Annotated in this window: 23 protein-coding genes; 9 read left to right on the top strand and 14 right to left on the bottom strand. The window is 72.6% G+C overall.

The window, feature by feature from the left end; all coding sequences use genetic code 11:
- Positions 1 to 23: 23 nt before the first annotated feature.
- Positions 24 to 3,164 (top strand): ATP-binding protein, encoded by a 3,141-nt coding sequence (locus tag AC0HI0_RS34400; protein ID WP_480927643.1) that lies wholly within the window; start codon positions 24 to 26, stop codon positions 3,162 to 3,164.
- Here the strand turns inward: AC0HI0_RS34400 and AC0HI0_RS34395 are convergent.
- The 5 genes from AC0HI0_RS34395 to AC0HI0_RS34375 all read right to left on the bottom strand — a co-directional run bounded on the left by AC0HI0_RS34395 (position 3,148) and on the right by AC0HI0_RS34375 (position 7,885).
- A complete protein-coding gene (locus AC0HI0_RS34395; protein ID WP_480927642.1) occupies positions 3,148 to 3,909 on the bottom strand; it encodes an ABC transporter permease in 762 nt (253 codons plus the stop codon). The two genes, AC0HI0_RS34400 and AC0HI0_RS34395, sit on opposite strands and share 17 nt — an antisense overlap.
- Positions 3,906 to 4,850: an ATP-binding cassette domain-containing protein gene (locus AC0HI0_RS34390; RefSeq protein ID WP_480927641.1), complete on the bottom strand. Its 945-nt coding sequence runs from the start codon at positions 4,848 to 4,850 to the stop codon at positions 3,906 to 3,908. The genes AC0HI0_RS34395 and AC0HI0_RS34390 overlap by 4 nt, the downstream gene beginning before the upstream one ends.
- An 87-nt stretch (positions 4,851 to 4,937) precedes the next feature.
- Positions 4,938 to 6,164 (bottom strand): cytochrome P450, encoded by a 1,227-nt coding sequence (locus tag AC0HI0_RS34385; RefSeq protein ID WP_480927640.1) that lies wholly within the window; start codon positions 6,162 to 6,164, stop codon positions 4,938 to 4,940.
- Positions 6,165 to 6,261: 97 nt separating this feature from the next.
- The gene (locus tag AC0HI0_RS34380) at positions 6,262 to 6,945 is read right to left on the bottom strand and encodes a hypothetical protein (protein WP_480927639.1); all 684 of its coding nucleotides are present in this window, start codon (positions 6,943 to 6,945) and stop codon (positions 6,262 to 6,264) included.
- Between the two features lie 46 nt (positions 6,946 to 6,991).
- Positions 6,992 to 7,885, bottom strand: coding sequence for an NADP-dependent oxidoreductase (locus AC0HI0_RS34375; RefSeq protein ID WP_480927638.1), 894 nt, complete (start codon positions 7,883 to 7,885; stop codon positions 6,992 to 6,994).
- 70 nt (positions 7,886 to 7,955) lie between these two features.
- On the opposite strand from AC0HI0_RS34375, the gene AC0HI0_RS34370 reads away from it, so the two are divergent.
- Positions 7,956 to 8,534, top strand: coding sequence for a TetR/AcrR family transcriptional regulator (locus AC0HI0_RS34370; RefSeq protein WP_480927637.1), 579 nt, complete (start codon positions 7,956 to 7,958; stop codon positions 8,532 to 8,534).
- Here the strand turns inward: AC0HI0_RS34370 and AC0HI0_RS34365 are convergent.
- Complete coding sequence (locus AC0HI0_RS34365) at positions 8,518 to 9,468, bottom strand: LysR substrate-binding domain-containing protein (protein ID WP_480927636.1); 951 nt, start codon at positions 9,466 to 9,468, stop codon at positions 8,518 to 8,520. The two genes, AC0HI0_RS34370 and AC0HI0_RS34365, sit on opposite strands and share 17 nt — an antisense overlap.
- 197 nt (positions 9,469 to 9,665) lie before the next feature.
- On the opposite strand from AC0HI0_RS34365, the gene AC0HI0_RS34360 reads away from it, so the two are divergent.
- Entirely contained in the window at positions 9,666 to 10,628 is a 963-nt protein-coding gene (locus AC0HI0_RS34360; RefSeq protein WP_480927635.1) for an NADP-dependent oxidoreductase, read from the top strand.
- Positions 10,629 to 10,643: 15 nt separating this feature from the next.
- On the opposite strand, the gene AC0HI0_RS34355 is transcribed toward AC0HI0_RS34360, so the two are convergent.
- Positions 10,644 to 11,324, bottom strand: coding sequence for a TetR/AcrR family transcriptional regulator (locus AC0HI0_RS34355; RefSeq protein WP_480927634.1), 681 nt, complete (start codon positions 11,322 to 11,324; stop codon positions 10,644 to 10,646).
- A 67-nt stretch (positions 11,325 to 11,391) separates the two neighbouring features.
- Here AC0HI0_RS34355 and AC0HI0_RS34350 point away from each other — a divergent pair, with 67 nt between their 5' ends.
- Both AC0HI0_RS34350 and AC0HI0_RS34345 read left to right on the top strand, forming a co-directional pair.
- The gene (locus AC0HI0_RS34350) at positions 11,392 to 12,501 is read left to right on the top strand and encodes an FAD-dependent oxidoreductase (RefSeq protein WP_480927633.1); all 1,110 of its coding nucleotides are present in this window, start codon (positions 11,392 to 11,394) and stop codon (positions 12,499 to 12,501) included.
- Between the two features lie 174 nt (positions 12,502 to 12,675).
- Positions 12,676 to 13,275, top strand: a complete 600-nt coding sequence (locus tag AC0HI0_RS34345; RefSeq protein ID WP_480927632.1) for a GNAT family N-acetyltransferase — start codon at positions 12,676 to 12,678, stop codon at positions 13,273 to 13,275.
- Positions 13,276 to 13,456: 181 nt separating this feature from the next.
- Here the strand turns inward: AC0HI0_RS34345 and dnaB are convergent, their stop codons facing one another.
- From dnaB to AC0HI0_RS34315, 6 genes are all read right to left on the bottom strand, one after another.
- Entirely contained in the window at positions 13,457 to 14,818 is a 1,362-nt protein-coding gene (dnaB, locus tag AC0HI0_RS34340) for a replicative DNA helicase (RefSeq protein WP_480927631.1), read from the bottom strand.
- A gap of 425 nt (positions 14,819 to 15,243) precedes the next feature.
- On the bottom strand, positions 15,244 to 15,699 hold the full coding sequence (gene rplI / locus AC0HI0_RS34335; RefSeq protein WP_480927630.1) for a 50S ribosomal protein L9: 456 nt from the start codon (positions 15,697 to 15,699) through the stop codon (positions 15,244 to 15,246).
- A 15-nt stretch (positions 15,700 to 15,714) separates the two neighbouring features.
- Positions 15,715 to 15,954, bottom strand: coding sequence for a 30S ribosomal protein S18 (gene rpsR, locus AC0HI0_RS34330; RefSeq protein WP_015105786.1), 240 nt, complete (start codon positions 15,952 to 15,954; stop codon positions 15,715 to 15,717).
- Positions 15,955 to 15,996: 42 nt separating this feature from the next.
- Positions 15,997 to 16,506 (bottom strand): single-stranded DNA-binding protein, encoded by a 510-nt coding sequence (locus tag AC0HI0_RS34325; protein ID WP_480927629.1) that lies wholly within the window; start codon positions 16,504 to 16,506, stop codon positions 15,997 to 15,999.
- Between the two features lie 14 nt (positions 16,507 to 16,520).
- Positions 16,521 to 16,856, bottom strand: coding sequence for a 30S ribosomal protein S6 (rpsF, locus tag AC0HI0_RS34320; protein WP_480927628.1), 336 nt, complete (start codon positions 16,854 to 16,856; stop codon positions 16,521 to 16,523).
- 141 nt (positions 16,857 to 16,997) lie between these two features.
- Entirely contained in the window at positions 16,998 to 17,990 is a 993-nt protein-coding gene (locus AC0HI0_RS34315) for a hypothetical protein (protein WP_480927627.1), read from the bottom strand.
- Positions 17,991 to 18,142: 152 nt separating this feature from the next.
- On the opposite strand from AC0HI0_RS34315, the gene AC0HI0_RS34310 reads away from it, so the two are divergent.
- From AC0HI0_RS34310 to AC0HI0_RS34295, 4 genes are read left to right on the top strand one after another with little or no spacing between them, the layout of a single operon-like run.
- The gene (locus AC0HI0_RS34310) at positions 18,143 to 18,913 is read left to right on the top strand and encodes a deoxyribonuclease IV (protein WP_480927626.1); all 771 of its coding nucleotides are present in this window, start codon (positions 18,143 to 18,145) and stop codon (positions 18,911 to 18,913) included.
- On the top strand, positions 18,910 to 20,313 hold the full coding sequence (locus AC0HI0_RS34305) for a glycosyltransferase family 87 protein (protein WP_480927625.1): 1,404 nt from the start codon (positions 18,910 to 18,912) through the stop codon (positions 20,311 to 20,313). The genes AC0HI0_RS34310 and AC0HI0_RS34305 overlap by 4 nt, the downstream gene beginning before the upstream one ends.
- On the top strand, positions 20,310 to 20,942 hold the full coding sequence (locus AC0HI0_RS34300; protein ID WP_480927624.1) for a class I SAM-dependent DNA methyltransferase: 633 nt from the start codon (positions 20,310 to 20,312) through the stop codon (positions 20,940 to 20,942). The genes AC0HI0_RS34305 and AC0HI0_RS34300 overlap by 4 nt, the downstream gene beginning before the upstream one ends.
- Entirely contained in the window at positions 20,939 to 21,328 is a 390-nt protein-coding gene (locus tag AC0HI0_RS34295; RefSeq protein WP_480927623.1) for a DUF3052 domain-containing protein, read from the top strand. The genes AC0HI0_RS34300 and AC0HI0_RS34295 overlap by 4 nt, the downstream gene beginning before the upstream one ends.
- On the opposite strand, the gene AC0HI0_RS34290 is transcribed toward AC0HI0_RS34295, so the two are convergent.
- Entirely contained in the window at positions 21,325 to 22,881 is a 1,557-nt protein-coding gene (locus AC0HI0_RS34290) for a glycosyltransferase family 87 protein (RefSeq protein ID WP_480927622.1), read from the bottom strand. The genes AC0HI0_RS34295 and AC0HI0_RS34290 overlap by 4 nt on opposite strands.
- Positions 22,882 to 22,943 lie beyond the last annotated feature (62 nt).

Raw genomic sequence — 22,943 nt, 5'->3', positions numbered from 1 at the left:
GCGACCAGGGCACAATGGCCCGGGTGCAGATCGGGATGCTGGGACCATTCGAGGTCCGCACGGGCGGCGGCGTCGAGGCGGCCGTGCCGGGGGCCCGGCTGCGCGCGCTGCTGATCGCCCTCGCGCTGTCACCCGGTCGGGTGGTCCAGAAGGCGACGCTGGTCGACTGGATCTGGGGCGAGCAGCCGCCGGCGGACGCGGCGAACGCCTTGCAGCGGCTGGCCTCCCGGCTGCGGCGGGTGCTGCCCGACGGCGTGGTCGACGGCCAGGCGGGCGGCTACCGGCTGGTGGTGGACCCCGACGCGGTGGACGCGGTGCGGTTCGAACGGCTCGTCGGGCAGGCCCGGGGTGGCGACCAGGAGCAGCGGGTGCGGTTGCTGCGCGAGGCCCTGGGCCTGTGGCGCGGCGCGGCCATGCAGGAGGTCGGGCTGACCGACAGCGGTGCGTTCGACGCGGCGGTGGTCCGGCTGGAGGGGCTGCGGCTGGCCGCGCTGGAGGACCGGTTCGAGGCGGAGGTCCACCTCGGCAACGGCGCGGAGCTGGTCACCGAGCTGACCGGGCTGGTGGCCGCGCACCCGGTGCGCGAGCGGTTGGTCGCCGCGCTGATGCGCGCGCTCGGCGCGGCCGGGCGCGGCACCGAGGCGCTGGTGGTCTACCAGCGCGCCCGGGAGGCCCTCGCCGACGCGCTGGGCGTCGACCCCTCGCCGGAGCTGTCCGCGCTGCACGTCGCTCTGCTGCGGGGCGAGGTCGGCCGGCGGGAGGAGAGCCGCACGACCAACCTGCGCGCCGAGCTGACCAGCTTCGTCGGCAAGGACGCCGATGTCGCCGCCGTCCGCGAACTCGTCACCGGGCACCGGCTCACCACGCTGATCGGGCCGGGCGGCTCGGGCAAGACCCGGCTGGCCACCGAGACCGCGCGCACGCTGCTCGACGTCCCGCCGGACGGGGTCTGGCTGGTGGAACTCGCCTCCGTCGGCGCGGGCGGCGACGTGGCGCAGGCGACGCTGGCCGTGCTCGGCCTGCGGGGCGGGCTGTTCGGCGGCACGGCGGACGCGGACCCGGCGGACCGGGTGGTCGCCGCGCTGCGCGAGCGGGAGGCGCTGCTGGTCCTGGACAACTGCGAGCACGTGATCGAGGCGGCGGCGGCGTTCGCCCACCGGGTGCTCGGCGAGTGCCGGCGGGTGCGGGTGCTGGCGACCAGCCGGGAACCGCTGGGCATCACCGGCGAGGCGTTGTGGCTGGTCGAGCCGCTGGCGCTACCGTCGGGCGACGCGGACGCGGAGGCGATCGAGTCCTCGCCCGCGGTCCGGCTGCTGCGTGACCGGGCCGCCGCGGTGCGCAACGACTTCGTGGTCGACGCCCCGGTGCTGGCGACCATGGCGCGCGTCTGCCGGGCGCTGGACGGGATGCCGCTGGCCATCGAACTCGCCGCCGCCCGGCTGCGCACCATGTCCCTCGACCAGGTCGCGCACCGGCTCGACGACCGGTTCCGCCTGCTGACCGGCGGCAGCCGGACCGCGCTGCCCCGGCACCGGACGCTGCGCGCGGTGATCGACTGGAGCTGGGAGCTGCTCAACGACGACGAGCGGGTGGTGCTGCGCCGGCTCGCGGTGTTCTCCGGCGGTGCGGGGCTGGAGGCGGCCGAGCGGGTCTGCGCGGGCGAGTCCGTCGAGTCGTGGCAGGTGCTCGAACTGCTCACCGCGCTGACCGAGAAGTCCCTGGTGGTCACCGAAGGCGACGGGGCCCCGCGCTACCGGATGCTCGGCACGATCAAGGAGTACGCCGGGCACCGGCTCGCCGAGGCCGGGGAGGTGGACCTGGCGCGCCGGGCGCACCTCGCGCACTTCACCGGGCTGACCGAGACCGCCGAGCCGCACCTGCGCCGGGCCGAGCAGCTGGAGTGGCTCGCCCTGCTCGAAACCGAGCACGACAACATCAACGCCGCGATCCGGGGCGCGATCGCCGCGGGCGAGGCGCAGGACGCCATGCGGCTCGCGGCGGCTGCCGGCTGGTACTGGTGGCTGGGCGGGCACAAGGCCGAGGGCGGCGAGCTGATCATGGCGGCCACCGCCGTGCCCGGCGAGGTGACCGAGGACGTCCAGGCGGCGGTGTACGCGTTCGTCACCACGTTCCTGACCTCCGGGCGCAGCCGCGACCAGCGCCAGGCGGAGGAGTGGATCCGCAAGGTCGCCGAGATCAACCGGCGCTCGCCGGACCTGCACCCGGCGGTCCCCCTGGTCGCCGCGCTGGAACGGCTGCTGCGCGCGCCGGACTCGTTCCTGCTCGCCTACGAGCCGCTGCTCGCCCACGAGGACCCGTGGGTGCGCGCCGTCGCCCGGATCCAGCTCGGCAAGATGCGGATCATGAACGGCCACGGCGGCCGGGACGCGGACGCCTACCTGGAGCTGGCGCTCACCGAGTTCCGCGCGGTCGGCGAGCGGTGGGGGATCTCGTTCGCGCTGACCGAGCTGGCGAACCGGATCGCGATGCGCGGCGAGTTCGCCGGCGCGTGCGACTACTACGAGCAGGCGATCGAGGTGGTCACCGAGGTCGGCGCGACCGAGGACGTCGTGCGGATGCGGTCGCGGCAGGCGCAGCTGCACTGGCTGGCCGGGGACGAGCGGTCGAGCGAGGCGGCCCTGGCGGAGGCCCGCCGGTACGCGCGCCGGGTCGCCTGGCCGGAGGCGCTGGCCGACCTGGCCCTGGCGGAGGCGGAGCTGGCCCGCTGGAGCGGCGACGCCGAGCGGGCCCGCCGGCAGCTCGCGGTCGCCGAGGGCCTGCTGGGCGGCGACGCCGAGCAGCCCTACATCCGCGCGATGTCCCACGACCTGCTCGGCTACCTCGCCGAAGGTCTCGACGAGACCCGCGAGCACCGCGTCGCGGCCTTCCACGCGGTGTCCGAGTCGGGGCACGCGATCCTGGTCGCGCAGGTCCTGGTCGGGATCGCCGACCTGGCCCTGCGCGAGGAGCGGCCCGAGCGGGCCGCGCGGCTGCTGGGGGCGAGCGCCGGCGTGATCGGCCTGACCGACCGCACCCAACCGGACGGGGCGCGGATCGAGCGGGTGGTGCGGCACCGCCTCGGCGATCCGGCGTTCACCGAGGCGGTGCGGGAGGGGTCGGCGGCGGACTGGCGCGAGCTGGCCTCGGTCACGCTCGCTTGCTGAACTTCGCCCGCGACCACAGGTAGCCGACCACGGCGATCCCGACGCACCAGGCGATCGCGGCGGTGGTCTGGCCGGCGGCCGGGGTGCCGTCGACGAACCCGCGCAGGCTCTCGATGATCGGCGTGAAGGGCTGGTACTCGGCGAACTGCCGGACGCCTGCCCCCATCTTCCCGGCCGGGACGATCGCGCTGCTGAAGAACGGCAGCATGATCAGCGGCACGGTGGCCATCCCGGCCGACTCCACGGACTTCGCGGCCAGGCCCAGGGCGATGGTCAGCCAGGTGACCGCGACGATCGTGAGCAGGATGACGCCGATGGCGGCGAGCCAGTGCAGGGCCGTGCCGGACGGGCTGAACCCCATCAGGAAGGCCACCCCGAGCACGGCCGCCACGGCGATCGCGGTGCGCGCCACCGTGGCCACGACGTGACCGGTCAGCACCGCGCCCCGGGAGACGTCCATGACCCGGAACCGGTTGATGATCCCCTTGGTCATGTCCGAGTTCACCGCCGTCGAGGTGGCGCTGAGCCCGTAGGTGATGGCCATCAGGATCAGGCCCGGCGTCGCGTAGTCGATGTAGTCGACGCCGACGTCGAACGCGTCGCCGAACACGTAGACGAACATCAGCATCAGCACGATCGGCAGCAGGATCGCGTTGAAGACGGTGACCGGGTTGCGGACGGAGTGCTTGAAGTTGCGGCGCAGCATGATCGCCGAGTCGGTCCAGGGTGCCGTGGTGGTGCTCATCGTGCGGTCTCCTCGGTGCTCGCGTGTCCGGTCAGGGCCAGGAAAACGTCGTCGAGGTCCGGCGTGTGCACGGAGAACTCCTCGACCTCGACGGACTGCTCGTCCAGCCGGCCCAGCAGGGCCCGCAACGACCGCACGCCGCCGTCGCCGGGCACCCGCAGGACCAGGGCCTCGGCGTCCGGGGTGGAGCCGGCCAGCACCCGCGTCGCCGTGCCGAGCGCCTCGGCGTCGGCGAACCGGAGCCGGACGTGGCTGCCGGGGACCTGGCGCTTGAGGTCGGCGGCGGTGCCCTCGGCGACCAGCCGGCCCTGGTCGAGCACGGCGATCCGGTCGGCGAGGTGGTCGGCCTCCTCCAGGTACTGGGTGGTGAGGAAGATGGTCATGCCGTCGGCGACCAGGCCCCGGACGATGTCCCACACGGTGCGCCGGCTGCGCGGGTCCAGGCCGGTCGTCGGCTCGTCCAGGAAGATGATCCGCGGGTCGCCGACCAGCGTCATCGCCAGGTCGAGCTTGCGGCGCATCCCGCCGGAGTAGGTCGCGGCCTGCTTGCGCGCCGCGTCCACCAGGTCGAACCGCTCCAGCAGCGCGGCGGTGACCCGCTTGCCCTCGCGGGTGCCCAGGTGGTGCAGGTCCGTCATCAGCCGGAGGTTCTCCTCCCCGGTCAGCAGGTCGTCCACCGAGGCGAACTGGCCGGTGACCCCGATGGCCGCGCGCACCGCCCGGGTCTCGGTCGCGACGTCGTGCCCGGCGACCCGGACCACCCCGCCGTCGGCCTTGAGCAACGTGGTCAGCACGTTGACCGCGGTGGTCTTGCCCGCGCCGTTCGGGCCGAGGAGGGCGAAGACGGTGCCGGCGCGGACGTCCAGGTCGATGCCGGCCAGCACGGTCTTGTCCCCGTAGTTCTTCCGTAGCCCCGAGGCCACGATCGCGGAAGTTGTCATGCGGCCACTGTCACCGGCCGCGCTGACACCGACCTGCTCTCCCCCTGACACCGGCGCTGACACGTGTTCTCACTGGTCAAGCGGCCTCTACGGGGCGGTTGCGGTCCAGGTGACCGGCAGCTCGTGGACGCCGTAGATGTTCATGTCGGTCTTGAGCCGCACCTCGCCGGCGGGGACGGCCAGTTCGAGCGTCGGGAACCGGCGCAGCAGCGCCCCGAACCCGGCGCGCAGCTCGATGCGGGCCAGCTGCTGGCCGAGGCACTGGTGGACGCCGTGGCCGAAGGACAGGTGACCCCGGGCGTTGCGGCGGACGTCGAGCACGTCGGGGTTCTCGAAGCGCCGGGGGTCGCGGTTGGCGGCCAGCACCGAGACGACGACGGTCGACCCCGCCGGGATGGTCTCGCCGCCGAGTTCGACGTCCTGCGTGGCGTAGCGGTAGAAGACGTCGACGACCGACAGGTAGCGCATGAGTTCCTCGACCGCACCGGGCAGCAGGTCCGGGTCGGCGCCGAGCGCGGCGCGCTGCTCCGGGTGCTCGGCGAGCGCGAAGGTGCCCAGCGCCAGCAGGTTCGCGGTGGTCTCGTGGCCGGCGATCAGCAGCAGGAAGGCGATGCCGGTCAACTCCTCGACGGTGAGGTCGTCCTGGCGGGCCAGGTCGGACAGGATGTCGTCGTCGGGGGCGGCGCGCTTGCGGGTGACCAGTCCGGACAGGTACGAGGTCAGCGCCCCGTACGCGGCGATCTTCTCCTCCAACGCCTGGTCCTTGACCAGGAACTGGGCGGAGTTCGCCTGGAAGTCCGCCCGGTCCGCGTAGGGGACGCCGAGCAGTTCGCAGATCACCAGCGAGGGCACCGGCAGCGCGAACTCCGCGACCAGGTCGACCGGCGGGGTGAGGCTCGCCAGGTGGTCGAGCTGCCGCTCGACCACGTCGACGACGTGCTCCTCCAGCGCCTTCATCCGCTTGACGGTGAACGCGCCGGTGAGCTTGCGCCGCAGCCGCGTGTGGTCCGGCGGGTCCATGGCGATGAACAGGCCCGGCACCTGCGGGGACGGCTCGGTGGCGGCGGGCATCCCGGGCGTCTCGTACGGCACGTGCAGGACGTCGAGGTCCTGGCGCGAGCTGAACCGGGTGTCGGCCAGGACCTGGCGGACCTCCTCGTGGCCGGTGACGACCCAGCCCCGGTGGCCGTCCGGGAAGGTCATCGGGCTGACCGGGCCGGCCGCGCGCAGCGCGGTGATCTGCCGCGGCGGGTCGAAGGGGCCCGCGTCGCGTTCGGTGGAGAGGCTCTGCGGGACGGGAACCGTCTGATTCATCGGTGATCCTCGACGTGGTGGGGTTGGTACCGCCACCGTCACCGCCCGCCCTGACACCGCCCTGACACCGCTCGGACACCGTCCGCGCGCGGGTCGGTCAACGGCCGCCGGGCAGCGTCGAGGCGACCTCGAACCCCACCTCGCACGCCGGGCACGTGCTCTGCCCGAAGACGTGCACGACCACCCGTGCCACGTCGTGCCTGCCGTGCGCGGACACCAGGTCGTGCAGCCTGCGGCCGACGCCCGCGAGCCGCGCGGCCGGGAGCACGGGCGTCGTCCCGTCGACGCACTCGGTGCGAGCCTCGTCCGCGAGGGTGATCACGAGGTCGGTGCCGCACGCCGGGCACGCCGTCCAGTGCTCCTCGCCCCGGACCAACCCGGCGAGGGCGTCGCTCCAGTAGGCGACGCCCTCGAAGGTCAGCAGGCACTCCAGCAGGTACGGGTAGGAACCGTCGGCGGTGGGCAGCAGGCGGTTCGTCACGGCCGCCAGGCGGCCGGCGGTCCCGGCGTGCTCCCGGTGGGCGGCGTCGCCCCCGGCGGCGAGAATCGCGCCGGCGAGGGCGACGGCCCGGCCGGCCTGCTCCGGGCCGGCGGCCTCGGCGAGGTCCGCGAGCCGCGCGAGCGCCGCGAGACTGGCCGGGAACGTCGTGCCCTGGTGGCACAGCGCAGACCAGAGTTCGTTCCACTGCGCCTCGTCGGGCTCGGCGGCGAGCCGGTCCAGCCTCCGGGGGACGTCCTCGGCGGTGCCGTAGGCGTGGGTCAGCCGGGACCAGTCCGTCATGGGGTGATCGCAGCACACGCCGGCACGCGGGTCGTGCCGGGGCGGCTCAGACGAGCACGACGCGCCGGCCGCGCGTGTGGCCGGCGTGGCTGTCGACGTGTGCCGCCGCGGCCTCGGCGAGGGTGTACGACTTCTCCACCGGGATGTGGAGCTTGCCCCGCGCGATGAGGTCGGCGGCCTCGGCGAGCGCGTCCGGCACGCTGCCGGCCACGCCGGAGAACCGGACGCCGAACTCCGGCGCGCCGAGGTCGGCGATGGTGATCACCTTGCCCGGGTCCCCGGTCAGTTCGACCAGTTCGCCGATCACGCCCGACCCGGCCAGGTCCAGCGCGGCGTCGACGCGGCCGAGCCGCCGGACCCGCTCGACCCAGCCCTCCCCGTAGGTCGTGGCGAGGGCGCCCAGACCGCGCAGGTAGTCCTGGTTGCCCGGCCCGGCCGTGCCGATCACCGTGATGCCGCGCTCCCAGGCGATCTGGAGCACCGCCGACCCGACTCCCCCGGACGCGCCGCTGACCAGCAGCGTCTGCCCGGGCCGCACGCCGACCTCGCGGATGACGCGCAGCGCGGTCTCCACCACCGACGGGTACCCGGCCGCTTCGGCGAAGTCGAGGCCCTCGGGCATCGGCGCCCAGGCCGTCAGCACGGAGAACTCCGCGTAGGTGGCCGTGCCCTCGCCGAACACGCGGTCGCCGACCTCGACCCCGGCGACGCCCTCGCCGACCTCGTCGACCACCCCGGCGGCGTCCAGCCCGACGCCGGCGGGCAGCTCGATCGGGTGGGCGCCCAGGACCTGGCCCTCGCGCAGCCGCCAGTCGACGGGGTTCACGCCCGCCGCCCGCACGGCGATGCGCACCTGGCCGGGGCCCGCGTGGGGCTCCTCGGCGTCTTCGAGCCGCAGGACGTCCGGACCGCCGAACTCGGCGAAGCTCACTCTCTTCATGTCGCCGACCGTAACACTAACGGTTAGTGTTTTGAAACAGTTACGTTCTTGAACCTGATAGCATCAGCGGGTGACCGAGCCGCCCGGACGCCGTGAGCGCAAGAAGGCCGCGACCCGCCGGAAGATCGCCGACACGGCCCTGCGCCTGTTCCTCGAACGCGGGTACGACGCGGTGGGCATCCGGGACGTGGCCGCCGCCGCCGACGTGGCCGTGACCACGCTGTTCTCCCACTTCGCCGCGAAAGAGGCGCTGGTGTTCGAGCAGGACGAGGGCTTCGAGCAGGGGCTCACCCGGGCGGTCACCGACCGCGCGCCGGGCGAGCCGCTCATCCCCGCCCTGCGCGCGGAGGTGCACGCCCTGGTCCGGCACTGCGCGGCCCCCGAGGCCGCCCCGGTCCGGCGCATGATCGACGGGTCGCCCGACCTGCGCGAGTACGAGGAGTCGATGCGGTTGCGCCACGCGGAGTCGCTGGCGACGGCCATCGCCGCCGCTCCCGACCTGGTGCGGGGCACCACGGCCTGCCGGACGATCGCCAGGTTCGTGATCGACGCCTACTCGCTGGCCCGCGAGGCACCCGACCCGGACGCCGCCGTGGACGAGATCTTCCGGATGGTCGACGCGGCCTGGGCGGTCACCGGCCCGGCGTGATCGGGGCCGGGCGGGACGCGCCGGCGGCGGTGAGCGGGGCGACGGCGTCGCGCACCCGACCGCGCAGCCACCGCGCGGCCGGGTCGTCGTCGACGCGGCGGTGCCAGCGCAGTTCGACGTCGGCGGTGGGCAGGTCGAAGGGCACTTCGTGACGGCGCAGCGGCACGCCCCGCTCGACCAGGTGGGTGGCCGTCACGTTCGGCACGAGGCAGATGACGCCCTGCTCCAGAGCCATCAGCGCGCCCACGGCGTAGGACGGGACGACCGCCGCGACGTGGCGGGACCGGCCGACCCGCCCCAGGGCGTCGTCGAGCGGACCCCGGCTCAGGCCGCGCCGCGAGGCCGAGACGTGGGGGTGGTCGCACAGGTCGTCCAGGGTGAGCCGCCGGGCGCGGCCCAGTTCCGAATCGGCGGCGACGACGGCGACGAAGTGGTCGGTGAACAGCGTCGACGCGTGGATGTCGGGCGGTGGCGGGTCCGCGACCCCGACATCGAGGTCGATCGAGCCGTCGCGCAGCGGGTCCGGTTCCTCGGAGTCCTGGCCGACGAACCGCACGCGGACACCGGGTGCCTCGTCGGCGATCCGGCGGGTCAGCCGAGCGGCGAGGACCGGGACGAGGGCGTCGTTGAGGCGGATGGCGAAGGTGCGCCGCCAGGAACGCGGGTCGCCCTCCGCCGGGTCGGCCCGCAGGCCGGCCGCCGCTTCGAGCAGCGCTTTGACCTTGCTCGCGGAGTGCAGCGCGAAGGGCGTGGGCACCAGGCCGCGACCCGCCCGCACCAGGATGGGGTCGTTCATCGCGCGTCGCAGCCGGCCCAGCGCCCGGCTGGTCGCCGGCGGCGACAGGTGCAGGCGTGCCGCCGCCTCGGTGACGCTGCCGGTGTCCATCAGCGCGTCGAACACGCGCAGCAGGTTGAGATCCAGGTCCTCTGCCACGGCCGTCCCCCATTCGTGCGTGTGACGCAATTACTCCTTACCGATGTTGCACTGGAAATCATGCCCGGGTCGTCCAATACTCGTTCTCAGGGGTCCTCGGCAGCCGATGCGCCGCTCTCGACAGGACACCCGACCGGTCGCGCCGGCCTTCGCCGGGCAGTGCCGACCGCCACCCCACCGACGACAGGAGTCCGACCATGCCCAAGATCGTGCGCCCGACCGCCTACGGCACCCCCGACGTGCTCGCCGTGACCGAGGTGGAGATCCCCCGCGCGGCCCCCGACGGCGTCGTGGTCGAGGTGCGGGCGGCAGGCGTCAACCCGATCGACTGGAAGCTCTACAGCGGGGCCTTCCACACCGTGGCCGAGGACCACGAGGACGCCGCCGGGATCAGCGCCTCGATGCCCGCGCTCGGCCTGGAGTGCGCGGGCGTGGTCACCGAGGTCGGTGCCGAGGTGACCGGGGTGCGGGTCGGGGACGAGGTCGTCGTGTACCCGGTGACGGCCGCCTACGCCGACTACGTCACCGCCCCGGCGACCTCGGTCCTCGCCAAGCCCGCCGGGCTCGGGTGGGCCGAGGCCGGGTCGTTGATGCTGACCGGCACCACCGCCGTCCACGCGCTGCACGCCGCCGGCGTCGGTGCCGGTGACGTCGTGCTGGTCCACGGCGGGGCCGGCGGGGTCGGCCTGATGGGCGTGCAACTGGCCGCCGCCGCCGGCGCGGCGGTGATCGCCACCGCCTCCGAGCGCAACCACGCGCTGCTGCGCGAACTCGGTGCCACCCCGGTCGTCTACGGCCCCGGGCTCGCCGACCGGGTGCGCGCCGTCGCGCCGGGAGGCGTCACCGCCGCGGTCGACTTCGCCGGGACCGCCGAGGCGCTCGACGTCTCGCTGGAACTGGTGGCCGACCGCGCCCGGATCGCCTCGATCGTCGGGTCGCCCCGACGCGCCGAGGCCGGCATCAAGCTGCTCGGCTACGGCCCCGGCCAGGACGCGGGCACCGAGATCCGCACTGCCGCCCGTGCCGACCTGGTCGAACGCGCGGGGTCCGGTGCGCTGCGGGTCGTCGTCGACGCCACCTTCCCGCTCGCCGACGCCGCGAAGGCGCACGAGGTCGGCATCGCCGGGCACGGTCCCGGCAAGCTCGTCCTCATCCCCTGACCGGCCCGGTGCCGGTCAGCGCGGAAGGCGGGCCGCGACGCCGTCGAGGAGGAATTCGAGGCCGGTCCGGAAGGTCTCGTCGGCGTCCAGGTGCGGGCCGTCGCGGACGACCGTGGCCAGCGCGGGGAACCGTCCGGTGGCGAAGGTCCGTTCCAGGTAGGGCCCGTGGCTGCGCTGCCACTGCTGCTCGTCCATCCCGGAGGCCCGCTCGGCGCGCCGCTCGCCGACCTCCCGGCGTACCGCGCCGACCACGTACGCGTTGACCGCGGCGACCGCCGGCACGACGGTGCCCAGGTCGACGCCGTCCATCGCGGCCAGCACGGCTTCCCCGCAGGCCAGCCGGTTCGGGCCGAGCTGGGGTCGCCCGCCGAGCAGGTCGGCGAGCCATTCGTGCCGGTGGGCGGCCTGTCGGGTGGCCTCGGCCAGGGACCGCAGCACCTCGCGCCACCCGTCGCCGACCGGCCGGACCTCCGCGTGGACCGCGTCGACCATCAGGTCGAGCAGCTCCTCCTTGGTGGCGATGTAGCCGTAGAGCCGCATCGGCCCGACGTCCAGCGCGGCGGCGACCTTGCGCAGCGACACCGCGTCCAGGCCCTCCGCGTCGGCGAGCCGGATCGCCGTGCGGACGATCCGCTCCCGGCTCAGCGGGGCCGGCACCGGTCGATCCGACGGCTCCGGCCGCTCCCACACCAGCATGACGGGAACAATACAGTGTTGGTCGGTGATACGGTGTATTGACTGATACGGTGAATCGAGGGGGATCATGAGAATCGCCATCGTCGGAGCCGGCATGGGCGGCCTGGCCCTTGCCCGGGTGCTGCACGTGAACGGCGTCGAGGCCACCGTCTACGAACGTGAACCGTCGCGGGACGCGCGTGGCCAGGGCGGCATGCTCGACATCCACTCCGGGCAGCGGGCGCTGCGCGAGGCCGGCCTGATCGACGGCTTCCACGCGATCGCCCGTGGCGAGGGCCAGGACATGCGGCTCCTGGAAGCGGACGGCACCCTCCTGCTCCAGGAGGACACGCCCGAGGACGCGCCGCTGTTGCGGCCCGAGGTCGACCGCGCCGACCTGCGCGCCCTGCTGCTGGACTCCCTACCCGGGCACGCGGTGCGCTGGGGGCACGCGTTCGAGTCCGCCGAGGACGGCGTGCTGCGGTTCGCGGGCGGCGGCAGCGCGCCGTACGACCTGCTGGTCGGGGCCGACGGCGCGGGCTCGCGGGTCCGCGCGCTGCTCACCGACGCCCGCCCGGCGCACCTCGGCCAGAACGTCGTGGAGATCGGCATCCCCGACATCGACCGCACCCACCCCGACCTCGCGGCGATGGTCGGGCGCGGCAACTTCTGGGTGTTCGGCACCGGGCAGTCCCTGGCCGCGCAGCGCAACGGCGACGGCCGCGTGCGCATCGGCCTGAGCTTCTACAACACCGCCGAGGACTGGTTCGCCACCAGCGGGATCCCGTTCGACGACCCGGCCGCCGCCCGGGCGCGGCTGGTCGAGCTGTACGCCGGCTGGGACGCGCGGTTCACCGCGTTGATCGAGGCCTGCGACGACACCGTCCAGCCGCGCTCGCCCACCACCCTCCCGATCGGCCTGACCTGGCCGTCGTCGCCGAGCGTCACGCTGCTCGGCGACGCCGCGCACCTGATGCCGCCGGTGGGGGAGGGCGCGAACATGGCGCTGCTCGACGGCGCCCTGCTCGGCCTCGCGCTGGCCGCGCACCCGGACGACCCGGCCGCCGCCGTGCGGGAGTACGAGAGCGAGATGTTCGAACGCACCGGTGCCGCCGCCCGGATGTCGGCGAAGGTGCAGGAGCTGCTGATGTCGCCGGACGCCGCCCGGCGGTTGCTCGCGTTCTTCCAACCCGGCTGACGAGGCAAAGCCACCGGCCTGACGTTTCCCGCTGGGCGAAGCCGCGGGATCGGTTCCGATCGTCTGCGCAACCATCGTGATCGAAGGTTCCCTGGGTCGTCTCACGGCCGAGCGCATCTCGGGTGAGACGTTGCCGCAGGCAAATCGAATTGCTCTCGCTGCGAAGATCAGCGCATGGCCCAACCCACGTTGCACACCCGGCGGCTCACTCTCGTGCCGCTGGCCGACGAGCACCTCGGGTGGGAAATCGAGCTGGACTCCGACCCCGAGGTGATGCGCTATCTCACCGGCCGAGCCGCCTCGCGCGCCGAGGTCGAGCGCTCGCATCGCCGCCGGCGTGCAGCTTCGCGCGAGGCGGCCGGCCTCGGGTTCTGGGTCGGCTTTGCCGAGGACGGGTTCGTCGGCTGGTGGTTGCTGCGGCCGCCGCATGGGCCGGATCAGCCCGAAGTCGCCGGCGAGGCGGATCTCGGCTACCGGCTGCTGCGCCGCCGGTGGCGCCACGGATATGCCACCGAGGGGGCCCGTGAACTCATCCGCTACGGCTTTGCCGACCTCGGGCTCAACCGCATCTTCGCGCAGACCCTGGCCGTCAACACCGCGTCACGGGCCACCATGACCGCCGCCGGGCTCTCGTTCGTCCGAGCGTTCCTCTCCGCCGGACACGACGACGACCCAGTGCCGGGCGCCGAGCAAGGTGAGGTCGAGTACGAGATCACCCGGACCACCTGGGCGCAGAGCCGAGTTCCCCTCGGATCTGGTGGTCCCGCCGACTGAATCGGCTGCCAAGATCACGGAGGATCCGCCGAAGCCGCCGAGAACCTAAAACGGACGGGTCAGATCGACCCGCCGATACCGCTGCCACGACAAGTGCAGCACAGCCGACCGCACCAACGCGTTCGGCACCGTCGGCAGGACTCCCGACGACATCAGCGGCGAGATCCCGAAGGGCCCCGGCTCAGGACTGGGCGAGGTCGGCGAAGCGGCTGTAGTGCAGCTGGTGGGCCACGGTGATGGTGGCGGTGGGGCCGGCGCGGTGCTTGGCGATGATCAGGTCGGCTTCGCCGGCGCGGGGGTCGTCGCGCTCCCAGGCGTCCGGGCGGTTGATCAGGATCACCATGTCGGCGTCCTGCTCCAGCGAGCCGGACTCGCGCAGGTCGGACAGCTGCGGGCGCTTGTCGGTGCGCTGCTCCGGGCCTCGGTTCAGCTGGCTGATCGCGATCACCGGGACCTCCAGCTCCTTCGCGATCAGCTTCAGGTTCCGGGAGAACTCCGAGACCTCCTGCTGGCGCGACTCGCTGCGCTTGCCCGAGGACATCAGCTGGAGGTAGTCGACGATCACCAGGCGCAGGTCGTGCCGCTGCTTGAGCCGCCTGGCCTTCGCCCGGATCTCCATCATGGTCAGGTTCGGCGAGTCGTCCACGAACAGCGGCGCCTCGCTGATCTCGCTCATCCGGCGGGCCAGCCTGGTCCAGTCGTCGTCGCTCATCCGGCCACCGCGCATGTCGCCCAGGCGGATCTTCGCCTCGGCGGAGAGCATGCGCATGACGATCTCGGTCTTGCTCATCTCCAGCGAGAAGATGGCGCTGGTCAGGCCGTGCTTGACCGAGCACGACCGGGCGAAGTCCAGGCCCAGCGTCGACTTGCCGACACCGGGACGGGCCGCGACGATGATCATCTGACCGGGGTGCAGGCCGTTGGTCAGCTCGTCCAGGTCGGCGAAGCCGGTCGGGATGCCCAGCGACGACCCGCCGCGCGAGGCGATGGCGTCGATCTCGTCCATGGTCGGCTGGAGCAGTTCCTCCAGCACCACGTAGTCCTCGGTGGTGCGCCGCTCGGTCACCTCGTAGATGGCGGCCTGCGCGCGGTCCACCACCTCGTCCACGTCCGCGCCCTCGGCCCCGTTGTAGCCGAGCTGGACGATCCGGGTGCCCGCCTCGACCAGCCGCCGCAGCACGGCCTTCTCGGCCACGATCTCCGCGTAGTAGGACGCGTTCGCGGCGGTCGGCACGGTCGCGATCAGGGTGTGCAGGTACGGCGCGCCGCCCACCCGCAGCAACTCGCCCCGGCGCTCCAGCTCCGCCGACACGGTGATCGGGTCGGCCGGCTCGCCGCGCCCGTAGAGGTCGAGCACGCAGTCGTACACGGCCTGGTGCGCGGGCCGGTAGAAGTCGTTCGGGGCGAGCACCTCGACCACGTCGGCGATGGCGTCCTTGCTCAGCAGCATCCCGCCGAGCACCGACTGCTCCGCGGCGAGGTCCTGGGGCGGCTGCCGTTCGAAACCGGGCTCGGTCATGCCCCGGTCGTCCACCAGCGCCACCGCGAACTCACCCCAATCTGTTCGTGACCCCAAGTTCTACCTCGCGGGTACGACAATTTCGGCGAGGCACGCTCAGCGACCTCGCGGACGCTAGAGCCCCCCGGATGGACCAGGCAAACGCGCCTGTGGACAAGCCCGTGGACAGCCTGGGGATGGTTTCGCCGGGTTGGCCACAACGCCCTGGAAAGCTGTGGACAACCTGGGTACAACTCCGGCTGTGACAGAAGTTTTCGCAGGTCAATCCCTGTGGATAAGTGTGTGGAAAAGTGCTTCGTCACACCCTCGGCGTGTCGCGTGTAACCGCTCGCACGGCGTGTCGCGGCCTACCCGTCACATCGAGTTGTCCACAGCCGGACGTGCGAAAGGGCCGCCCGACCGGAGTATCCGGCCGAACGGCCCTTTCGGCGACGAAACGAGCGCGGGGCTCAGCTCGTGGCGGCGACCTCGACGGCCAGCGCCACCGTGACCTCGGGGTGCAGGCGCACCGACACGGTGTGCTTGCCCAGGGTCTTGATGTGGCCGGCGATGTCGATCGTCCGCTTGTCCAGCGTCGGGCCGCCCGCGGTGCGGACCGCCGACACGATGTCGGACGAGGTGACGGAGCCGAACAGCTTCTTCGAGCCGACGGCGGCCTTCGCCTTGAGGGTCACCGAGCCCAGGCCCTCCAGGGAGGTCTTGATCTCCTTGGCGTGGTCCAGGTCGCGGACCCGGCGGGTCTCCTGCGCACGGCGGATGACCTCGACCTGCTTGGCCGCGCCCTTGGTGGCGATGATCGCCAGGCCGCGGGGCAGCAGGTAGTTGCGGCCGTAGCCGTCCTTGACCTCGACGATGTCGCCGGGGCCACCGAGGCCGCTGACGTCAGCGGTGAGGATGAGCTTCACGGTGTCTCCCCTTTCTCAGCGGGCGGTCGAGGTGTAGGGCAGCAGCGCCATCTCGCGGGCGTTCTTGACGGCGACCGCGACGTCGCGCTGGTGCTGCGAGCAGTTGCCGGTCACCCGGCGGGCGCGGATCTTGCCCCGGTCCGAGATGTACTTCCGGAGCAGGGTGGTGTCCTTGTAGTCGATGGCGTGCGCGTTGCGGTCCTTGCAGAACGCGCAGACCTTCTTCTTGGGCTTGCGCACAGGCGGCTTGGCCATGTGGTTACTCCTGGTATGACGCGGTGAGGTATGGGGTGCGGTCTAGAAGGGGGGCTCGTCGGAGAAACCGCCGCCGGAACCCGCCGGGGGCGCGGAGCCCCACGGGTCGTCGGCCGGGGCACCGCCGCCGCCACCGCCGCGAGACTGACCGCCGCCGCCGCCGAAGCCGCCGCCACCGCCGTCTCCACGGCTCACCTTGTTGACCTTCGCGGTCGCGTACCGCAGCGAGGGGCCGATCTCGTCGACCTCAAGCTCGATGACGGTGCGCTTCTCGCCTTCCTTCGTCTCGAAGGAACGCTGGCGCAGGCGCCCGGTCACGAGCACGCGAGAACCCCGGGTGAGGGACTCGGCCACGTTCTCCGCGACCTGCCGCCACACGTTGCACCGCAGGAACAGGGCTTCCCCGTCCTTCCACTCCCCCGACGCCTTGTCGAAGGTGCGCGGGGTGGAGGCGACCGTGAAGCTCGCCACCGCCGCGCCGGACTGGGTGAAGCGCAGTTCGGGATCGGCGGTCAGGTTCCCGACCACCGTGATCGTCGTCTCGCCAGCCATGTTCGCCAGTGCTCCTAAGCCTTGACGGGCGCGGCCTTGACGGGCTTCTGCCGCGGCGCCTTGGCCGGCTCGCGACGCAGGACCTTGGTCCGGAGCACCGTTTCCTGGAGTCCGAGCTGGCGGTCCAGCTCCTTCACCGCGTCCGGGGACGAGATCAGGTCGAGCACCGCGTAGATGCCCTCGGAGTTCTTGTTGATCTCGAAGCTCAACCGGCGCTTGCCCCACACCTCGACCTTCTCGACGTTCCCGCCCGTGGTGCGGATGACGTTGAGGAACGTGTCAAGGGACGGCGCGATCGTGCGCTCGTCGAGACTGGGGTCGAGGATGACCATCACTTCGTAATGACGCATGAAGACCACTCACCTCCTGTGGACTCGGCGGCCACGGACTTTCCGTGGCAGGAGGGTCGTCGCGTCAGCAACCCGCAGAGGGTAGCAACCGGTGCCCGGGGCGCTGCCGCCGGGGGCCGGTTTCCGCTGGTCCCCGCCGGGTCAGGCGGTCGCCCGGCGGAGCACCCAGGTGCGCACGAGGGCACCGGTCACGCAGGAGAGCAGGAGCACCGCCAGCAGCACGGGCGCCGCGACGCCGCCGCCCATCCGGCCGGTGCCCGGCAGCGCCTGGGCGCGCCCGGCGGTCTGCACGCCGTCCGCGTCCGCGCCGGGCAGCCCGAAACCGGGCCGGTAGCCGGGGATGTTGCCGCCGTAGCGGACCCCCGGCGACGGGGTGAACTGGCCGGGCATCGCGAACGGCAGCGAGCCGTAGCTGAACAGCGGCACCCGGCCGAAGTTCCCGCCGAACGGGTTCGACCCGTAGAGCGGCAGGTCCAGCCCGCCGACGCCGCCGACCGGCGTGAACCCAGGTTGGCCGCTGCCCGGCTGCCCGGTGCCCGGCGTGCCGCCCGGCGGGGTGCCGGGCTGACCGGTGCCGGGCGGGGTGCCTGGCTTGGGCGTGGGCTTGGCGCCGACCCCGCCGGGCAACTGGCCGACCGCCTCCTGGGAGGCGTCCGCGATGCCCTTGGTGCCGTCCTGCACGGGCGCGGCGACGGCGTTCACGCCGGTCACCGTCACTCCGCAGAGCTGGGTCAACGTGGTCCGCACGCCGGTGGTCAAGGTGGTCAGCACCGGGCCGAGCAGCGGGATCTTGCCCAACTCGGCCACGACCTTGTTCGCGATGTCGCCGCCGGTGATCACGCCGGACCCGGTGGGGATCGCGCCGATCGGGATGGGCGGCATCGCGCCGAACGCCTTCTTGAACGGCTCGGCGAGCGGTGGTCCGAGCAGCGGAATCGCCCTGACCAGGTCGAACACCGGCTGGACCACCGCGCCGGTGCTCAGCGACACGGGCGTGCCCGGTGCTCCCTGGACGGTGGTGGCACAACTGCCGACGACCACGGGTTCGGCCGCCTGGGCCGTGCCCGCGCCGACCGCACCGACCGCGAACACCACGGCCACCGCCACCGACAGCCGGGTGAGTCGGGTCCGCATGTCCAGCCTCCCTGGCCTGCCTCCGCGCCGTTTCCTACTTACAAGTAACGAGCGTAGGGCCTCGTGGTGACGTGAGTCATGTCCCGATCTGACAATTTTCGTATCGGCGGTCGCGACCGGGTCGTTGCAGCGCCCGACTACTCTGCACAGTCATGCGCATCGGGGCTCACGTCCGCGACGACGACCCAGTGGGCGCCGCGGCTGCCCGCGACGCCGAAGTCGTCCAGTTCTTCCTCGCCGACCCCCAGGGGTGGAAGGCGCCGGCGCCGCACCCCCAGACCGAGGCGCTGCTGGCCTCCGACCTGGACGTCTTCATCCACGCGCCCTACCTGGTGAACGTCGCGTCGCTGAACAACCGGATCCGCATCCCGTCCCGCAAGATGGTCCTCCAGCACGCCGACGGCGCGGCCAAGGTCGGCGCGAAGGGCCTGATCGTGCACGGCGGCCACGTCACCAAGGGGGAGGACCCGGCCGACGGCATCGCGAACTGGCGCAAGATGTTCGAGCGCCAGGCGCAGGACGGCGGCTTCGCGGTCCCGATCCTGATCGAGAACACCGCGGGCGGCGACAACGCCATGGCCCGCACCTTCGACATGCTGGCGCGGCTGTGGGACGCGGTGGGCGAGTTCGACGCCGGGTTCTGCCTGGACACCTGCCACGCGTTCGCCTCCGGCGAGGACCTGGTCGGCATCGTCGACCGGGTGAAGGCCATCACCGGCCGGATCGACCTGGTGCACCTCAACAGCTCGCGCGACGAGTTCGGCTCGGCGCGCGACCGGCACGCCAACATCGCGTCGGGCACGATCGACCCGGAGCAGTTGGTCGCGGTGGTCGCCGCGGCCGACGCGCCCGCACTGGTCGAGACACCGGACGAGGGGCAGGCGGAGGACATCGCGTTCCTCCGCGAGCACCTGGACCGATGAGCGTGACACGGGAGGTGGCCGCGGTGCCCGAACGGGCGTCCGGGCGGCGGTCGCACCGGTTCGGCCGGTCCGCGCTGGCCGTGCTGGTCCTCCTGTGCGGGCTGACGCTGCTCGCGGGCTTCGCGAACAAGGACCGCTGCACGGGGCCCTCGTTCGACCAGTGGGGCCGCACCCAGCCGGACTACGAGAAGCGCAACAAAGAAGACGTCTGCTACTCCGACATCCAGCACCTGTGGATCGGCCGCGACGTCGACCGGCACGTGTTCCCGTACGTCGACGGCAGCATCACCGACAACGGCGTGCTGGTCGGCGGCACGGTCGAGTACCCGGTGCTGACCGGCCTGCTGATCTGGGCGGGCGCGATCTTCGCGCACAACGACGCCACGTTCCTGCTGTTCTCCGCGCTGCTGATGGCCCCGTTCGGGCTGGCCACGGCGTGGCTGCTGGGCAAGCTGAGCCGCTGGCGCGCGCTGCTGTGGGCGATAGGCCCGCCGATGGTGCTCTACGCGTTCCACAACTGGGACCTGCCGGTGGTGTTCTGCGCGGTCGCGGCGGTGTTCGTCGTGCACCGGGGCTGGGGACGCACACCGCGGCCGTTGGTGGACCGCGCGGTGGTCGCGTCGGTGCTGCTCGGGCTCGGGTTCGCGTTCAAGATCTACCCGGCGGCGTTCGTGCTGCCGCTGTGCCTGTACGTGCTGACCGGCGGGCGCGAGGGCCTGGCCGAGGGGCGCAAGCTGGACTGGCCGGGCGCGGTGAAGGTCGCGTTCGCGTCGGTGGCCACGGTCGTGCTGGTGAACCTGCCGTTCGCGGTGTTCGGGTTCGAGGGCTGGCAGGCGTCGTTCACGTTCCAGCAGCTGCGCCGGGTCGACATCACCACGAACTCGATCTGGTTCTGGTCGATGCGGCCGTTCATGCCGGACGAGACCATGCAGGCGATCGTCGGCGTGCTCTCGCCGCTGGGCATCCTGGCGTCGTTCGCGCTGGCGTGCTGGATCGGCTGGCGGCGGTTCCAGCGCGAGGGCGTCTACCCGTGGGTGCCGGTGTCGGCGGCCATGCTGTGCGGGTTCCTGCTGCTGCACAAGGTCCACTCGCCGCAGTACACGCTGTGGCTGGTGCCGATGTTCGTGCTGCTGCGCATCCCGCTGGCCTGGGCGTTCGCCTACTTCGCGGCCGACATCGCGATGGGCATCGGCATCTTCCGCTGGTACTACGCGATCGAGTTCGGCCAGGCGTCGGGCATCTACGACGGGTTCGCCGCGCAGGCCGTGGTGATCGGCGTGTGGGGCCGGGCCGGGCTGCTGGTCGCGCTGTTCTTCGTGTTCCTGAAATCCCAGGTGAGCTTCCGCGACCGGCCGCTGGACCGGTTCCTCGCGGTGACGAAGGCGAGGACGAAGCCTTGACCGACTTCCTGGACGCCACCCGCACGGCCTACGACACGGTCGCGGTGTCCTACGAAGAACTCCTGAGGGACCACTTGGCGGCCAACGCGGCGGACCGGGCCGTGCTCGGGATGTTCGCCGAGTACGTGGCGGGCCAGGTCGCCGACGTCGGCTGCGGGCCGGGCCGGATCAGCGCCCACCTGGCGTCGCTCGGGCTGGACGTGTTCGGCGTCGACCTGTCGCCGGGCATGGTCGAGGTGGCCCGCGACCGGCACCGGGGCCTGCGGTTCGAGGTCGGCTCGATGACGGAGCTGGACCTGCCGGACGCGTCGCTGGGCGGCGTGGTGGCCTGGTACTCGGTGATCCACGTGCCGCCGGAGCTGCACCCCGAGGTGTTCGCCGGGTTCTTCCGGGTGCTGGAGCCGGGCGGGCACCTGCTGCTGGCGTTCCAGGCGGGCGACGAGCCCCGGCACATCACCGAGGGGTACGGCCACCAGGTCGACCTCGTCGCCTACCGGCTGCCGCCGGAGCGGATCGCGGCGCAGCTGGCCGACGCCGGGTTCGCGCTGCGCACGACGGTCGTCCGCGAGCCCGAGCCGCCCCACGAGAAGACCCGGCAGGCGTACCTGATCGCCCGCAAGCCCGGATGACCACCGGGTACTCCGGCAAGCCGCTGCACGTGAAGCTGGGCGTCGGACCCGGGTCCCGCACCCTGCTGGTCGCCGCACCCGCCGGCTTCACCCTGGACTGCCCGTTCCACCGCCGCGCCGGGCGCGGGCCGTACGACGTGCAGTTGGTGTTCTGCCCGGATGTCGCCGCGCTGGCCCGTCAGTGGGACGCGGCGGTGGCCCGGATGACGGTGGCCGGCGCGCTGTGGGTGGCGTGGCCGAAGAAGTCGTCCGGCGTCCCGACCGACCTGGCCGAGAACGGCGTGCGCGAACACGCCCTCGCCCACGGCCTGGTCGACGTGAAGGTGTGCGCCGTGGACGAGGTGTGGTCCGGCCTGAAACTGGTCCGCCGCCTCAGGGACCGCTAGGCCGCGGGGACGGCCTGCGCCCGGCGGCCGATCCGCAGCACGCGCTGGTCCGGTGCGCCGTCCAGGAAGCCGCCGCACGGGTCGTCGTCGCCCGACCGGCGCACCAGGTCCCTGGCCGGCTGGTAGATCTCCTTGAGGATGATCACGCCTAGCGCGACCACCGCCACGTCGCGGATCACCACCGCGCCCAGGAACCAGTCGATCGGCAGGCCCTTGTTGTCGGTGCCCAGGTAGAAGTACATCCGGGGGGCCCAGACCAGCGCGTCCACCGCCATCCACGCCAGCAGCAGCTTCCAGCGCGGCAGCGCCAGCACGGCCAGCGGTACCAGCCACAGCGAGTACTGCGGGCTCCACACCTTGTTCGTCAGCAGGAACGCGGCCACCACCAGGAAGCCGAGCTGCGCCAGGCGCGGTCTGGTCGGCGCGGACAGCGTCACGTACCCGATCCCCAGGCAGCACACCAGGAACAGCACCGCGCTGACCGTGTTGAGCACCTCGGGCGCCTGGCCCTGCGCCAGGCCCGGGTCGAAGCCCGGCCAGCTCGTCCACTGCGCGACCACGTTGTACAGCGAGTCCGGGTCCACGCCGCGCTCGGTGTTGAGCCGGAAGAACTCCCGCCAGCCCGCCGGGTAGAGGTAGGCGATCGGCGCGTTGACCGCCGCCCACGTGGCCAGCGTGGCGGCCAGCGTGGACAGCCCGTACCTCATCTTCCCGGTGCGCCAGCACAGCAGCAGGAGCGGTCCGAGCAGGAACAGCGGGTACAGCTTCGCCGCGCCGCCCAGGCCGAGCAGCACACCGGCCAGCACCGGCCGCTTGCGCGCCCAGGCCAGCATGCCCGCCGTCGCGAACGCCGTCGCGAGCGTGTCGAAGTTGGTGAACGCGTGCACCACGACCAGCGGCGACACCGCGACGATCGCCGCGTCCCACACCCGCCGGCGGGCCAGCCGGGCCACCGCCCACGCGGTCACCAGCCACGCCAGCGCCAGCCACAGCGCGGTGAAGTTGAAGTACACGATCACCGTCATCGGGTTCGGCAGCCAGCCGGCCTGCGCGATGACCGTCCAGCCCTGCGCCATCTTCGCGTTCACCCACTGGAACACGCCGGTCAGCACCGGGTACTCCATGTACCGGACGTGCGCGGTGGGCTTGCCCTCGTCGTCCACCCAGGACGTCTTGTAGGGGAACATCCCCGGCTGGTCGAGCCGCTCCGCGGTGTAGAGCGGCACGGTGTCCGAGTAGCACATCGCGGTGAACTGCTTGCTGCCCCGCCAGTCCAGCTGCGCGACGCCGTTCTGGTCGGTGTACTGCTGCACGCACGGCGACTTCGCGACCCACGCGAACGACAGCGTCACCACGGCCAGCAGCAGCACCACGCGCAGCGGCGTCCAGAACCACTGCCGGCCCACCGAGGCGTGCCGGCCGATCGGGCCGCCGAACGGTCTGGAAGCGGCCTTCGCCACCGGTTCGGTCCACGTGGGGTACACCCGCTCGTCCGGGCCGAGCGAATCGGTGTCGTCGGCGCTCGCCGGTGTGTGCTGTGAAGGGCTGGACACGTGCCGGATGCTACGGGCAGGCGTCCACGGTTGTGGTGAAGAAGGCCGCTCCGGGAGGAATC

The sequence above is a fragment of the Saccharothrix sp. NBAS 001 genome, from assembly GCF_056640475.1.
Note: the sequence above shows the minus strand (reverse complement) of the source record. Positions and strands in the feature narration are given on the sequence as shown.

Excerpts from the sequence above, each read along its gene's own strand:
- AC0HI0_RS34395 (WP_480927642.1), bottom strand. The coding sequence starts at position 3,909 with ATGAGCACCACCACGGCACCCTGGACCGACTCGGCGATCATGCTGCGC.
- AC0HI0_RS34390 (WP_480927641.1), bottom strand. The coding sequence starts at position 4,850 with ATGACAACTTCCGCGATCGTGGCCTCGGGGCTACGGAAGAACTACGGG.
- AC0HI0_RS34385 (WP_480927640.1), bottom strand. The coding sequence starts at position 6,164 with ATGAATCAGACGGTTCCCGTCCCGCAGAGCCTCTCCACCGAACGCGAC.
- AC0HI0_RS34380 (WP_480927639.1), bottom strand. The coding sequence starts at position 6,945 with ATGACGGACTGGTCCCGGCTGACCCACGCCTACGGCACCGCCGAGGAC.
- AC0HI0_RS34375 (WP_480927638.1), bottom strand. The coding sequence starts at position 7,885 with ATGAAGAGAGTGAGCTTCGCCGAGTTCGGCGGTCCGGACGTCCTGCGG.
- AC0HI0_RS34360 (WP_480927635.1), top strand. The coding sequence starts at position 9,666 with ATGCCCAAGATCGTGCGCCCGACCGCCTACGGCACCCCCGACGTGCTC.
- AC0HI0_RS34355 (WP_480927634.1), bottom strand. The coding sequence starts at position 11,324 with ATGCTGGTGTGGGAGCGGCCGGAGCCGTCGGATCGACCGGTGCCGGCC.
- AC0HI0_RS34350 (WP_480927633.1), top strand. The coding sequence starts at position 11,392 with ATGAGAATCGCCATCGTCGGAGCCGGCATGGGCGGCCTGGCCCTTGCC.
- AC0HI0_RS34345 (WP_480927632.1), top strand. The coding sequence starts at position 12,676 with ATGGCCCAACCCACGTTGCACACCCGGCGGCTCACTCTCGTGCCGCTG.
- rpsR (WP_015105786.1), bottom strand. The coding sequence starts at position 15,954 with ATGGCCAAGCCGCCTGTGCGCAAGCCCAAGAAGAAGGTCTGCGCGTTC.
- AC0HI0_RS34325 (WP_480927629.1), bottom strand. The coding sequence starts at position 16,506 with ATGGCTGGCGAGACGACGATCACGGTGGTCGGGAACCTGACCGCCGAT.
- rpsF (WP_480927628.1), bottom strand. The coding sequence starts at position 16,856 with ATGCGTCATTACGAAGTGATGGTCATCCTCGACCCCAGTCTCGACGAG.
- AC0HI0_RS34315 (WP_480927627.1), bottom strand. The coding sequence starts at position 17,990 with ATGCGGACCCGACTCACCCGGCTGTCGGTGGCGGTGGCCGTGGTGTTC.
- AC0HI0_RS34310 (WP_480927626.1), top strand. The coding sequence starts at position 18,143 with ATGCGCATCGGGGCTCACGTCCGCGACGACGACCCAGTGGGCGCCGCG.
- AC0HI0_RS34305 (WP_480927625.1), top strand. The coding sequence starts at position 18,910 with ATGAGCGTGACACGGGAGGTGGCCGCGGTGCCCGAACGGGCGTCCGGG.
- AC0HI0_RS34295 (WP_480927623.1), top strand. The coding sequence starts at position 20,939 with ATGACCACCGGGTACTCCGGCAAGCCGCTGCACGTGAAGCTGGGCGTC.